Genomic DNA, 13,062 nt, shown 5'->3' with positions numbered 1-13,062 from the left:
TTGATTATCACAATCTACTATTATACATTCATAGATTTGACCTATAAAATAATTTTAAACTAAAAATAATATCATTGTCGAAGGAAGTTAACATAGCGAACCAAAAAAGAGAGAAGGGGATGTTTTCCCTTTTCAACTTGGTGCGTATGGTGATACCTGCTTTTGAACAAAATAATAATGCCTCAAATTTTGAAAGTATAGATCCTATTGACATCAGAGCATATAGGAAATCAAAGAAGAGAGCCGGCAAAAATCCAAAATCAAAGAATAATGACAAATATGACGGTACATTAGACCAAAACAAAGAGCTAAAAAGAGCCAAGGAAGAACTTGCCATAACAAAGATTGGCAAAGAAGCCGCTATGATCACTTTAGCCATAGCCACTGTCCTTTTTATTTTGTCAGAGCTTATTTTGGAACCGCTTATAGATCACTACTTTGATAGTGTTTGGTGGTTGGCACTATCTATTAAATTTTTAATCACAATTTCACTAAAACCAATAGATGAAATTGCTGAAAATTATTTAGCCAATAAATTGAATAAAATGCATTCTGTACAAATAGGTAATGAAAGGTTGTCGGAAGAAGTTCAACCTGAACAACCCATTGACAAAACATCAAAATTAAGAAGAGTTAACAAACTTAACCATGGTGCTAATCAACAAAGGATAGAAGACTTGTTGTCTGAGGCAGCTTCAATGATAGAAGGGAAAGGCTATGTACGTACTTTAAAGAGAACAGAAAAACCTGAGATGAAGATAACAAAGGTAGCGTGATCTTGATGGTGAGTAATGCTTGTTAATCTCTCAGGACAGAATCAAGTAGATTTGGTTATACTGTTGCCGTGAAGAAAAAACGATAAGACCTTCCTCTTAAATAGTAAGTTGTAAATCCAGGGATTCCGCTTTTAACAATTGAGTACTTTTTCCCTGAAACCTTGGTTGTAGGCACATTTTTTCATTTTTCCAATCCGTGATATTTTTTGAGCAGGCTCATTTTCGATCATACAGAGGGCCATTTTTGACATTATGTTGAAGTTTTTAGTGGAGTTACCTTTCTTTTTGAGCGAGGAGTCTTCTTGGAAAAGTACATCCAACGACCAGTGGAGGTTGTTCTCTATTGCCCAGTGTCCCCGGATGGTCTGATTGAACTTGCTGGCAGAAAACTTAGCTGAACTGATATAGAAGGATGTCTGACTACTCTGCTTCAGGTTTTGTTTATGAATTGTTTTTCGCTCTATCCTGACAATGCTTTTGATACCTTCCCAATTTGCTTTTTCATCTAGAAATGTCAGATCAGTTATCACACTACAGGCACGGGATTCAATACGACCATGTCCAAAGTCTTCATGGTGGTCAGCAGAGGCTATTTTGGTAATACCAAACACGTTTTCGACCTCTTCCAATAATGTTTTTTGGTTTCCCTTTACCTGCAGGATGTAATCGGCTTTCTTTTCACGTATTTTGCTGGCAATCTCCTTTTGGCATCCCATGGCATCTATAGTAACGATGCAGTCTTTTACTGTCAACAGGTCTAAGAGCTTGGGTATGGCAGTGATTTCGTTGCTCTTCTCATCTACGGCCATCTGGCCTAATGTGACCCTATTGTTGGCCGCAAAGGCCGAAACCATATGCAGGGCGGGGCTTCCAGAGAACTTACAGGAAGAGCCTCTTGCTGTTTTTCCGTCAAAAGCGATGATCTCTCCCTTGAGGAGCCCCGTCTTTTCATGAACCCATCCAATGAAACATTCATTGAACGCTTCTGTATCCAGACGGGCAAATAACCGCTCCAATACATCGGCTGATGGAATACCACTTTCATAGGGGTAAAATTTTCGTAACCAATCCAATTGGTCTTCAGCAAAGACACGGATTTGCTCCCAGCTTTTGGCATCACTAATTATCGCAGAGAGAGTCAGGAAAAGGATTTCCTCAAAGGGATATAAAAAATTACCTTTATGTGTCCTTCTAGGGTCAGTCAGAGTTGAGAAAAATTTTGAGAAAGCTGGGAATTTTTTTTGAAGTATTGTTGAAGTGCGCACTTTTTTTGACGCTACCCAAATTCAACGATATAAAAATAATGCAATTCTGGCTAACTCAAAAATTTAAAAGCGGAATCCCTGGTTGTAAATCACAAAAATGGAAGTATGATTTTTGAATCTTGCCACTTGAATCTTTAAACTCATAGAACTTTTCAATAATTCCTGTCTTCTTGATACAGATTGGATGGTTAAATATAGATCCGTTGTAAACAAAAGAATGGAACTCACCATTTTCCCCACAAGGGTCAACAGATTCGGGGAAAGAGCTTAATAGTTGGGTTGAATAGTGTCTGCCTGCAATTTCAAATGGAAACTTGTCCGCATCAGCAGCACAGATAATTGATTTGAAGTTTTCTTTGATGAACTGTTTGGCAAGATCTTTTGTATTCATTCCCCACAGCGGGTATATTCCTTCCAGATTGAAACCTGTGAGTAAGTTGTCCCGATATTTTTTCAGATCTTCCAGAAAGATGTCGCCAAAAGCCACGCAATCAATATTTCTCTTTTTCAAATCAGTATAGTACTTTTTTATTGTCTCTTCGTATTTTTCATTTGTGTTGCCGGATTCAAGAAAAATGAAACGGATAGGCAAGCCTATAGATTGAGCCTGTGCTACAATTAAATCCTTGTGTACTCCATGCAATCCTACTCGTTGAGTCTTGGCATCTATCACCGTATGAAGTTCAACAACATCGAAATCAGGTTGCGACAGAATAGACCAAAGCATATAAGATGAATCTTTTCCACCACTCCAACTAACACTAATTTTCTTTGCTCTCATATTTTTATAGATGTTGATTTTCCTTTTTATTTTGGAAACCATAAGGGCAATGTCGGCAATTGTTTTTACAACAGTACCCTCTTTTCAGATGGTATTGTTTTGTAAAAATATACAGTCCGTTTTCTACATAATAATCACCTTCTATAATGGGAGTAAGGTCTTTGTTTTTTTGACTTTTCATTTGAATCAGAATATTTTCTTCGGTCTAAACTTTTAAGCTCAAATCCAAAAAATGATAGTTGCTGGATTCCAGATTATTGCCTGATACTACCTCAATTTCATGCTTAAATATTGGACAGTTCAAAACAAGAGTATGGTATTCACCATTTTCACCACATGGATCAACGCCAATTTTTTTAAATTCAGTAATTACATCCTTGTCAATGATTCTTCCCAAATAAGTAGCTCCAAGTGTTTGATTACAAGAAACTATCATTGCTTTTATTCCTGAATCCACCATTTGTTCTACCAGTTTTGTTCTTTCACTTTGCCATAAAGGAAGGTGTGCCTGAAGCCCTGCTGCGTACGAAACTTTTTCTTCCCATTTCTTATGGCTTAGAATATCTATATCGCCATAAACAACATCAGTAATAGTCAATTCCGATTTTAAATTTTTAAGGGTGTTAATGAAATTTGATTCATAATTTTGCCAGCTAGATGACATGAATTTGATAGGGATTCTGAGCGATTTGGCTTGGGCTGCTAATATTTCAGGTTTGAGTCCGTGCGATCTTGATCGTTCTCCTGACTCGTTGGTCATGTTTAACAGTCCTGAAAGGTGATAATCTCCTTCGAGTATTTTCATCAGGGCAAAACAACTGTCTTTGCCACCGCTCCATGAACAGAGTAGGGATCTTTTACCTGTATGATATGGTGACAAAGACATTGTAGAACTTAGAAGTTATATGTTAGCCCAATATTGAAATTTCTACCTCTGGTAGTAAATCCTAAAACTCCAATAAAATCATGATCTAAAATATTGTTGACTGCTCCAAAGAACTTCAATCGATCATTCAAAGTTTTTTGCTGGATTAAAATATCAACAATGGAGTAGCTGTCAAGTACTACTTCCGTGGCTGGCCATGTGCTAAAATCCTGAACGGTTCTGGAACTTGTATAGTTGTATTTTGCTGAAATGTTGGTATAGTCAGTAGCATCAAAATTCAATGTGAACCCAAATTTATCTTTTGGTATGCGGTAAAAAGTTGATGTCTGATCAGATTCTGTGTGTGTATAATTAACCGCTAACATCCATTTAGGTACTATATTCCAATTGATATTGGTTTCATATCCACTTACCGTTCTGTCTTCTCCCAGATTGGCATATCCACCGAAATCACCTCTGGAGGAATCCCATCCAATGGGATTGGTTTCTTCCCTTTTAAAGTATGTGAAATTAAATTCAACGTTTTTGTTGACATACAAAGACACCCCACCTTCATAATTAAGGGATTCTTCTGGTGTTAATTCGCTGTTGCCATAAGCTGAGTATAATTGGTATAAGGAAGGGGTGATATAAGAAGTGCCAATTGATGCCAATACTTTAATTTTCATGGCATCTGTTGCTTCGATCAGATAGGAAGGATTGATGTTGTACAACAATTTGCTGTCATAAACACTATGCGAATTGAGTCTTAGTCCCGCATGTACATTGAGCCCTGTGTTGTTTTCGAAAAACAAAGAAGCGTAAGGATCTATAATGGTAAAATTATTGTCACTAAAATCATTTGCCCCGTCCACTTTATAGGCCATTTTTTGAATGTTTACTCCCCACAATCCTTTCAGATAGTCATTGATTTGATGTTCATGCACAAGATCTGTTTGAATGTTTTTCCCTTTGTCGTGGCTTGGGTAGTCGCTAATGAATTCTTTATCGTTCAGGTTGATAAGAGCTTTTAAACTAATTTTACCCTTGTCATATTTGTATGATGGTGTAATACCAACCCGTACCTGATTATTAAGTTGCTGGTTGTTGCCATCAGTAAAGGCATCATTATCATAATCCGCTTCTATGTCATCATATCCTGTGAGAAAGTCCAGATTGAAACTATCCGAAAACTTATAACCAAGCTTGACTAATGCATTTTTTTGTTTGAAACCATCCTTAGCAAATTTGGAACTTGAATTTTCATCTGAAGCTGCTGAAAAACCTCCTGAAGAAAGATAGTTTCCATAAACAAAATAGGAAAACTTATCCGTAGTACCGTTCAAGTTACCACTGGTGCCGTATGTACTGTAAGACCCGGCACTTGCACGTATTTGTCCTGATAAGGATTCTTGAGTGGCTTCTTTTAACTTTATATTGATTACTCCGGCTGATGCTCCTGTGCCGTAAAGGGTACTCAAACCACCTTTAAGCACTTCTATAGACTCAACTTGATTTAACGGAAGGTACCGGAGGTCGTAGGTTGCATTGATTCCAGACGGGTCATTGAGGGGAACGCCATCGATCAGTATCAAAGTGTTTTTATCACGACCACCTCTCAGGTAGTAGCTCAGGTTTGTACCAGGTGTTCCAAAATTGCCATCAATTTGGATTCCGGGTACTTCGTTGAGCACTTCAGAAAGACTCTTTCCAGAGTTTCTCTCTATATCCTCATTAGTTAGTTTGTAGATCGATTTACCTGATTTTTCTATTGGCAGATCAAATTTGGTTCCCGTCACTACCACTCTATCAAGAGGCAGTTCTTTAATGTCAGGATTGTTTTCTTGTGCTAAAGTGTTGTGAAAACATAAAAGTGTTGCTCCGGCTATTGCCAAAGTCTTGGTTCGAATTTTTTGTAATTCTCTCATAGTATTTTTAAATAAATATTAAACAACTATGAGCTAAGGTTGAATGAGAATAGATAGCCGCCTTTACCATGGATTGGCAGCTGAGTATTCATCACTTTTCTCCCGAAAGCTCAGATTAAATAATTGTTGGCAGGTCTCCTGGCTTTCCTGATTTCTGAAGCCTTCCCACCCCAAAAGGAGCAGTGGCTGTGGTATTTCAGAAACCTCAAAAGGAATACAGTTGCGGGGACAGCTCCGGACTTTCAATGTTATTGAGCACCGGATTCCCTTTTAATCCCGATATGAAAAACATAATCGGGAACCAATAATCACTGCAAGGTTAGTTTATTTTTTATTATATTCAATAAGCAGAATGTATGTATTTGTGAAAAATGGCTTCTAAATATCCAAAACGGTCTTTGTTCTAGAAATTTCTTTTTCATCTTTACAATTTTTAATCCTAATACTTGAAGCTTGAAGAAACTATTGATATTGGTCATCATAATTGGCTGTAATCGAACAAAAGAAAATGTACAACAGAAGGATCAAAGCAGTTTGGACAAACAGACAAGAGCACAAGTTTTTGTGCAGTACGCCAGTGCTTTTGATATAGAATATGATCAGGGATATAAAGTGGTTACTTTGAATACGCCATGGCAGGGTAGTAGCTCTTCTTTGAAATATGTATTAAGGCACAAAGACACTCCTGTGATTGATTCTATCAAAAGTCTGGGGCAAGAAATAATCATTCCTGTTGAAAATCTGGTTTGCAATTCTACCTCACAGATTGTTCTTCTGGAAGAGTTAGGATTGATAGATAGATTGAAGGGTTTTCCTCAAACTCAATATATTTATTCACCTCAAATTATTGAAAGGGTGAAGAATGGAAGTATTACGGATGTTGGAATAGAAGCCAAAATGAATATAGAAGGTGTTTTAGCAATTGATCCGGATATGGTCATGGCATTTAATACTGGCAGAGAAAACAGACAGTTGAATAAGTTGAAAGAGCTGGGTATTCCAGTTGTCATCAATGCAGATTATCTGGAGACTTCAGCTTTGGGCAGGGCAGAATGGATTAAGTTTATGAGTGTGTTTTTTGATAAAGAAAAAGAAGCAAACTCATATTTTGATAGAATGGTAAATAAGTATGATTCTTTGGTCTCTCTTGTTAATGATGTGGATAAAGTAAATGTTTTTAGTGGTTCTTTATATGGTGGTTCGTGGTTTATGCCTGCTGCGAAGAATTATGGAGCTTTACTTATTTCAGATGCTGGTGGGGAATATTTATGGAACAACGATGACAATACGGGCTGGTTGAACCTTGATTTTGAAGTTGTTTACGAAAAAGCTCAATCCACTGATGTATGGATTGGAGTTGGTGGTTTTGAAAGTCTTTCACAATTGAAAGAAGCTGATCCCCGTTATGCCGACTTCAAGGCTTTTAAAAACAGGAGAGTATATTCTTATGTAAATCGTGTGAACGAGGCAGGTGCGAACGATTACTTCGAATCAGGAGTTTTGAAGGTAGATATTGTTTTAGCAGATCATATCAAAATGATTCATCCTGAATTGCTTCCGGATTATGAACTGTATTATTACAAACAACTACAGTAGGTAATAAGGAAAATTATAGCATAAAAAAAGGAATGCATTTGCACTCCTTTTTTATATAAAGTCTTACTTTAATTATCCGTTCTTAAGATTTTGAACCTCAACTCTGATATCCTGAGCGATGTTTTTCAATTCCTGCATACCTTTTCTTACTCTGGTTCCAGCAGCCTGATTTTTTTTGTCATAGAATTTTTCAAAATCTCCTTCAAGAGATGCTATTAAGTTACTGATTTCTTCAAATCTTTTCATGTTTGTTTATTTTTTTAAGGTTATTGATAATTAAATAAGCGATGGCAATAATATTAAAAATGTTTATATAATTAAAGTAAACAGGGTTTTTTATTAAAAATTACTGAGAAACTATAGGTTCGATTACCGTATTCTTATAAACTCCCTTATCTAACTTGTCTTTTATAGCTTCAAATACCTGAATAGTTTCTTCTACATCTTCCAAGCTGTGTGCAGCTGTCGGGATTATTCTCAGCATAATCACGTCCTTAGGCACAACTGGGTAAACGATCATAGAACAGAAAATATTATAGTTGTTTCTAAGGTCTTTAATAAGGTTGGCTGCTTCTTGCCAGCCGCCACTAAGCAGCACAGGAGTAACAGGGGACTGAGTTTTTCCTATATTAAACCCTTTTTCTTTTAAACCATTTTGTAGAGCATTTACTACTCTCCAAAGTTGTTCTTTTAGTTCAGGGCGTGTTCTGAGTAATTCCAATCTTTTCATATTGCCAATTACCAGTGGCATGGGCAAAGATTTGGCAAATATCTGAGATCGTGTATTGTACTTTAAGTAATCAATTATTTCCAGATCACCACCTATGAAGGCACCTATGCTGGCCATAGATTTGGCAAAAGTGGAAAAATACAAATCTATGCCATCTTGCACTCCTTGTTGTTCTCCGGTTCCTGCCCCGGTATCACCCATGGTACCAAAGCCATGAGCATCATCTACAAGAAGTCTGAATTCGAATTTTTCTTTTAAAGCTACAATGTCTTTGAGATTTCCCATACTTCCAGACATTCCGAAAACACCTTCAGTAATGACAAGAACACCACCTCCGTTTTCATTGGCAAGTTTTGTGGCTCTTACCAGTTGCTTCTCAAGGCTTTCCATGTCATTGTGCTGGTACACATATCTTTTACCAACATGAAGTCTTAAGCCATCCATTATACAAGCGTGTGCTTCGGCATCATATACGATCACATCTTTTCTGCCAGCTATAGCATCTATTACTGACATTATACCCTGATAACCGTAATTGAGTAGCATTACAGATTCCTTTTTTATAAAATCTGCAAGTTGATTTTCAAATTGTTCATGTTGTACAGTGTTACCCGTCATCATTCTTGCTCCCATTGGATAAGCAAGTCCCCATTCTTCAGTGGCTTTGGTGTCGGCCTCTCTTACTTCAGGTAGATTGCCCAACCCAAGATAATTGTTTAAACTCCAGGTAAGTACTTCTTTTCCTCTAAACTTCATTCTGGGAGCAATAGGCCCTTCCAGTTTAGGGAACATATAAAAATTGTCCTCATCGAGGGAGGAATGTTTTCCAAGTGGTCCCTTATCCTCTGAAAATTTCTTGAATATATCCATTAATTAGATCTTGATGCATGCCAGAGTTGGCGATTGTTTTTTGCGCTGCAAAGTTAATATTTCTATCATTCTACGCAAATTTCAAAAATCTAAAATAATGTACTTTATCTCTCATATTTGGGGTTTCAGAAGATTTTCCTGCTTTTAATAACTTTATTAAATTCTCGCAATTTGAGGTGTCAATATTTATGAACAGAGTTTGCTATCTTGGGGCTTGTTTACACTTAGTATAATATGACTCAAATAGAGAAGATTTTAGTAGCAAATCGAGGAGAAATTGCCCTTAGAGTAATGAGATCCGCCAAAGAAATGGGTATTTCGACTGTTGCTGTCTATAGTGAAATTGACAGGAATGCTCCACATGTACGTTTTGCGGATGAAGCAGTTTGTATTGGTGAGTCTCCATCTTCGGAATCATACCTGAGAGGAGATAAGATAATTGAAATATGCAAGAACAGAAACGTGGATGCGATTCATCCGGGTTATGGTTTTTTATCTGAAAATGCTGATTTCGCCAGAAAAGTGGAAGAAGCAGGGGTTATTTTCATTGGGCCATCTGCTCGGTCTATAAAAATAATGGGGGATAAGCTGGCTGCAAAAAATGCCGTGTCGGTTTTTGATATTCCCATGGTTCCGGGAATAAATAAACCAGTCACCGATGTAGCAGAAGCAAAGAAAACGGCAAACGAAATTGGTTATCCGGTATTGATAAAAGCCAGTGCTGGAGGAGGTGGAACGGGTATGAGAGTTGTAGAAAGGGAGAATGAGTTACAAGAGCAAATGGAAAGAGCAATTAGTGAAGCAAAATCGGCTTTTGGCAATGGAGTTGTATTTCTTGAAAAATTCATCACCTCACCAAAGCATATAGAAGTACAAATATTGGCCGATCAACATGGAAATACGATTCATTTGTTCGAAAGAGAATGCAGTATCCAGAGAAGGCATCAAAAAGTTATAGAAGAGGCACCATCATCTGTGTTTGATGATAAAAAGAGACAGTTAATAGGAGAAACAGCTATTAAGGTTGCTCAGGCATGTGAATATTATGGTACGGGCACGGTTGAATTTATAGTAGATGAAAATTTGGATTTCTTTTTTCTGGAAATGAATACCAGACTACAAGTAGAGCATTGTGTAACGGAAGAAATTACCGGGATAGATTTAGTGAAAGAGCAAATTAAGATAGCTGAAGGGAAGGCTTTGGACATGAAACAATCCGACTTATCGATCAGAGGGCATGCAATTGAATGTAGAATTTATGCAGAGAATCCTGAGGATAACTTTTTGCCTGCTATAGGAACATTGAATACCTACAAAAGACCGCAAGGTCCTGGAATAAGGGTGGATGATGGGTTTGAGGAAGGAATGGAGATTCCCATCTATTACGATCCGATGATTGGCAAATTGATTGCCAGTGGTAAAGATAGAAACGAGGCTATTGCAAGAATGACAAGGGCAATAGATGAGTTTAACATTTCAGGTGTTCAAACCACTTTGTCGTTTTGTAAATTTGCTATTAATCATCAGGCTTTTATAAATGGAAGTTTTGATACCAATTTTGTTAAGAATTTCTTTAGCCCTGAAGCTACACGGGTTGATTCGGAATCACTTGATGAGGAAAAGGTAGCAACTGCTATCGCTTTAATGCTTTTGACCGATACAGTTTCGGAACAAAAAACTAAATCTGATTCAAAGGACAGAAATGGTGGAAAATGGAAGCAAAGGGCTTATTTGGATTGATAGTGGTTTCAACCAAAAAATCAAACATAATATAAGGAATGAATAAACTAATAGTGGCTTCTAATTCACCAAGGAGACAGGAATTGATGGCGCAGGCAGGGTTCAAATTCGAAGTATTTACCCAGGATGTAGATGAGTCCGTTGATGAAAGTATGCCTATTTTGGACGTTGCAAAATATCTGGCTGAGAAAAAGAATATAGAATACCGCAAATTATTGGATCAGGAAATAGTAGTTACTTCAGATACAGTTGTCATTGCCAACGACCAAATACTTGGTAAGCCTAAAAATGCAGATGAAGCCAGATCAATGCTGCAAAGTATGTCGGATGGTTCTCACCTCGTGATTACGGGAGTTTGCATTTCTTCTGATACAAAATCTATTTCTTTTGACGATACAACTAAAGTTTATTTCAAGCCAATTACTGCTCAAGAGATAGAGTACTATATTGACAATTATAAACCTTATGACAAAGCTGGAGCCTACGGGATTCAGGAATGGATCGGAATGGTAGCTATCGACAAAATAGAAGGTTCTTTTTATAATGTAATGGGATTACCAATACACAAAGTATATGATTGTTTGAAAAATAAATTCGGGATTTTTCCTAAACAATGACCTTTATAAATCTTTCAATTCTTCTTTGAAGCTTCCTGATAAAATAGGAAACCTACACCAGGTTTTTGGATCTACATTGAAATCGTCCAAATGAAAAGAAGGAGCGAGGCGTTCTCTTTTCCATTGATTGATAGACCAAAGTCTGAAAAATTTCCTAACATAGCCTTTTAATACTTCTGAATCAATTTCAAATTCTGATTTCACAGCTTTGAATGTGGCTTTTGGAGATTGATGGTTTCTGATGGCAAAATATTCGATAGACCTTAAAACAGGGTAGGGCATCAGATCGGATTCATCGGTCTGATCCATATTTGAGGGGCGTAGTTCAGCAGAAGGAGATAAGCTGTTGACAGCTTTCAGACCTACGTATCCCAACTCTTTTTCTGCATATTTGAGCCAGTCGAGAATAAACTCTTTGTCAACTCCCGCAATCGGAGCAAAACTTCCACTTGTATCTCCATCCATAGTTGTATATCCAACATCGCCTTCACTTCGGTTAGAGGTTGTCAACAGGATTTGTCCTTTAATGTTTGCCAACATCCAAATGATTGGTGACCGGGATCTGGCCTGAATGTTTTGCAAGGCAATGTCATCATTTGTCCATTCTAGTTTTCTGTCAATGGCATTTTGGATGATATCTGTATTTTCTTTTACAATATTGTCAATATTCCAATTGTAAAAAATCGCTCCGATAGACTTTGCCAATTCTTGAGCCGATTCAAAAGTGTCTTTTGAAGAATTTTTTGTTCCCTGATAAGCAGTTGTCAATAGTTGACCTACTATTATTTGATTTCTTTCAGTGCGCTTTTCTGAATCAAAATTGAGGTTGGTCAGATTTAGGTTTTTAAGAAAAACTTCCTCTCCAAGGTTTTCAACACCATTTCTAACCATTTCAGCCACTAAAACAGCAATGGAAGAAGAATCAGCACCGCCACTAAGAGATAATGTAAATCCCTTGGTTCGACTCTTTCTTAAATAATCAAAAAAACCCAATGAGGTGGCTCTGGTAAATTCTATATTCTTACCATTCCAATCTTCTTCAACATTAGGAACATGTGTTTTGTTATCTGAGTTTATTTCACAGGCCAGCAGGTTAAATTTATGAAAAGAAAGTCTTTTATTTCTACCGATCAATTCTCCCCGATTGGCAATAAGTATATCTCCGTCATAAATTATCCTGCCCGATTGATTTCCCAACAGATTCACATACATATAGTAGCATTCAAAATTCTTGCTGCTTGATCTGACCAACTCTTCTCTTATTTTGTTTTTTCCAAAAGAAAAATGACTTGCACTGGGATTTAAGATCAATTGGATTCCTTTTTCATACAAGCGACATGCCGGCCTGTCGTGATGCCACGCATCTTCACATATTTCAAATCCGGTCTTCACTCCGTATAGGTCGAAAGTAATATCTCCTAATGGGTATGCTTTTCCTTGCAGATTGATATCGACATTGTGTCCTTGCTCCCATGCTGTGAACCACCTTTTTTCATAATGCACACCATCGTTTGCCAGAAACTGTTTGGCATAAAAACCTTTGATTTCTTTATTCTGAATCAGACATGCAGTGTTATAAACTTTACCGTCAAAAACAAGGGGTAAACCGACTGCTACTGCAATATTTTCACAAAAGGGAACTATTTGATATAAAAGACTTAATGCTTTTTCCGAAACCCAATCGCTCAAAAACAAGTCTTCACATCCGTATCCTGTAATGCATAATTCAGGCAGACATAATATCTTTACTTCTCCCTTTTTTGCAGAGGAAATGGTATCAACTATATTTTCAAAATTATTTTTCCAGTCAATAGGAGTCTGGTTGAGGCAAGCTCCACCTATCTTGATAAATCCTTCTTTTGAAGTGTGAGGGTGTGTATCAGGCATTGTTATT

The 13,062-nt window shown here is 37.2% G+C and carries 12 protein-coding genes and 1 riboswitch; of the genes, 4 read left to right on the top strand and 8 right to left on the bottom strand.

Translation table 11 applies throughout. The annotated features are described in order from the left end of the window. The first annotated feature begins 74 nt into the window (after positions 1-74). Positions 75-776, top strand: a complete 702-nt coding sequence (locus AAOP42_RS14065) for a hypothetical protein (protein WP_349529171.1) — start codon at positions 75-77, stop codon at positions 774-776. A gap of 131 nt (positions 777-907) precedes the next feature. On the opposite strand, the gene AAOP42_RS14060 is transcribed toward AAOP42_RS14065, so the two are convergent. Genes AAOP42_RS14060 through AAOP42_RS14040 form a run of 5 tightly spaced genes read right to left on the bottom strand, consistent with a single transcriptional unit; the run spans position 908 to position 5,615 of the window. Then, positions 908-2,041, bottom strand: coding sequence for an ISAs1 family transposase (locus tag AAOP42_RS14060; RefSeq protein WP_349529170.1), 1,134 nt, complete (start codon positions 2,039-2,041; stop codon positions 908-910). A 55-nt stretch (positions 2,042-2,096) separates the two neighbouring features. Next, positions 2,097-2,822 carry a Dph6-related ATP pyrophosphatase gene (locus AAOP42_RS14055; RefSeq protein ID WP_349529169.1) on the bottom strand — a complete coding sequence of 242 codons (726 nt, stop codon included), beginning with the start codon at positions 2,820-2,822 and terminating at the stop codon, positions 2,097-2,099. Positions 2,823-2,826: 4 nt separating this feature from the next. Continuing rightward, complete coding sequence (locus tag AAOP42_RS14050) at positions 2,827-3,003, bottom strand: C1orf53 family protein (RefSeq protein ID WP_349529168.1); 177 nt, start codon at positions 3,001-3,003, stop codon at positions 2,827-2,829. A gap of 24 nt (positions 3,004-3,027) precedes the next feature. Next, positions 3,028-3,708, bottom strand: coding sequence for a Dph6-related ATP pyrophosphatase (locus AAOP42_RS14045; RefSeq protein ID WP_349529167.1), 681 nt, complete (start codon positions 3,706-3,708; stop codon positions 3,028-3,030). A gap of 8 nt (positions 3,709-3,716) precedes the next feature. Then, complete coding sequence (locus AAOP42_RS14040; RefSeq protein WP_349529166.1) at positions 3,717-5,615, bottom strand: TonB-dependent receptor plug domain-containing protein; 1,899 nt, start codon at positions 5,613-5,615, stop codon at positions 3,717-3,719. 111 nt (positions 5,616-5,726) lie between these two features. After that, positions 5,727-5,936, bottom strand: a riboswitch (cobalamin riboswitch). 132 nt (positions 5,937-6,068) lie between these two features. Here AAOP42_RS14040 and AAOP42_RS14035 point away from each other — a divergent pair. Beyond that, positions 6,069-7,211, top strand: a complete 1,143-nt coding sequence (locus tag AAOP42_RS14035) for an ABC transporter substrate-binding protein (RefSeq protein WP_349529165.1) — start codon at positions 6,069-6,071, stop codon at positions 7,209-7,211. Positions 7,212-7,283: 72 nt separating this feature from the next. On the opposite strand, the gene AAOP42_RS14030 is transcribed toward AAOP42_RS14035, so the two are convergent. Both AAOP42_RS14030 and AAOP42_RS14025 read right to left on the bottom strand, forming a co-directional pair. After that, entirely contained in the window at positions 7,284-7,457 is a 174-nt protein-coding gene (locus AAOP42_RS14030; protein WP_349529164.1) for a BF3379 family histone-like protein, read from the bottom strand. A gap of 100 nt (positions 7,458-7,557) precedes the next feature. Continuing rightward, positions 7,558-8,811: an aminotransferase class I/II-fold pyridoxal phosphate-dependent enzyme gene (locus AAOP42_RS14025; RefSeq protein WP_349529163.1), complete on the bottom strand. Its 1,254-nt coding sequence runs from the start codon at positions 8,809-8,811 to the stop codon at positions 7,558-7,560. A 234-nt stretch (positions 8,812-9,045) separates the two neighbouring features. Between AAOP42_RS14025 and accC the strand changes: the two genes are divergently transcribed. Beyond that, positions 9,046-10,551, top strand: coding sequence for an acetyl-CoA carboxylase biotin carboxylase subunit (gene accC, locus AAOP42_RS14020; RefSeq protein ID WP_349529162.1), 1,506 nt, complete (start codon positions 9,046-9,048; stop codon positions 10,549-10,551). Positions 10,552-10,589: 38 nt separating this feature from the next. Continuing rightward, positions 10,590-11,168: a Maf family protein gene (locus AAOP42_RS14015; protein ID WP_349529161.1), complete on the top strand. Its 579-nt coding sequence runs from the start codon at positions 10,590-10,592 to the stop codon at positions 11,166-11,168. Between the two features lie 3 nt (positions 11,169-11,171). Here the strand turns inward: AAOP42_RS14015 and AAOP42_RS14010 are convergent, their stop codons facing one another. Continuing rightward, entirely contained in the window at positions 11,172-13,055 is a 1,884-nt protein-coding gene (locus AAOP42_RS14010) for an NAD(+) synthase (RefSeq protein ID WP_349529160.1), read from the bottom strand. Positions 13,056-13,062: the final 7 nt, after the last annotated feature.

Origin of the sequence: Reichenbachiella sp. MALMAid0571 (assembly GCF_040151475.1) — a bacterium.
Lineage (GTDB): Bacteria > Bacteroidota > Bacteroidia > Cytophagales > Cyclobacteriaceae > CAXBNB01.
This window is presented reverse-complemented; position numbering and strand designations above follow the sequence as displayed.

What these genes read in the sequence shown, in the direction of transcription:
- AAOP42_RS14055 (WP_349529169.1), bottom strand. Translation starts at nt 2,822, where the DNA reads ATGAGAGCAAAGAAAATTAGTGTTAGTTGGAGTGGTGGAAAAGATTCA.
- AAOP42_RS14050 (WP_349529168.1), bottom strand. Translation starts at nt 3,003, where the DNA reads ATGAAAAGTCAAAAAAACAAAGACCTTACTCCCATTATAGAAGGTGAT.
- AAOP42_RS14045 (WP_349529167.1), bottom strand. Translation starts at nt 3,708, where the DNA reads ATGTCTTTGTCACCATATCATACAGGTAAAAGATCCCTACTCTGTTCA.
- AAOP42_RS14040 (WP_349529166.1), bottom strand. Translation starts at nt 5,615, where the DNA reads ATGAGAGAATTACAAAAAATTCGAACCAAGACTTTGGCAATAGCCGGA.
- AAOP42_RS14030 (WP_349529164.1), bottom strand. Translation starts at nt 7,457, where the DNA reads ATGAAAAGATTTGAAGAAATCAGTAACTTAATAGCATCTCTTGAAGGA.
- AAOP42_RS14025 (WP_349529163.1), bottom strand. Translation starts at nt 8,811, where the DNA reads ATGGATATATTCAAGAAATTTTCAGAGGATAAGGGACCACTTGGAAAA.
- accC (WP_349529162.1), top strand. Translation starts at nt 9,046, where the DNA reads ATGACTCAAATAGAGAAGATTTTAGTAGCAAATCGAGGAGAAATTGCC.
- AAOP42_RS14015 (WP_349529161.1), top strand. Translation starts at nt 10,590, where the DNA reads ATGAATAAACTAATAGTGGCTTCTAATTCACCAAGGAGACAGGAATTG.
- AAOP42_RS14010 (WP_349529160.1), bottom strand. Translation starts at nt 13,055, where the DNA reads ATGCCTGATACACACCCTCACACTTCAAAAGAAGGATTTATCAAGATA.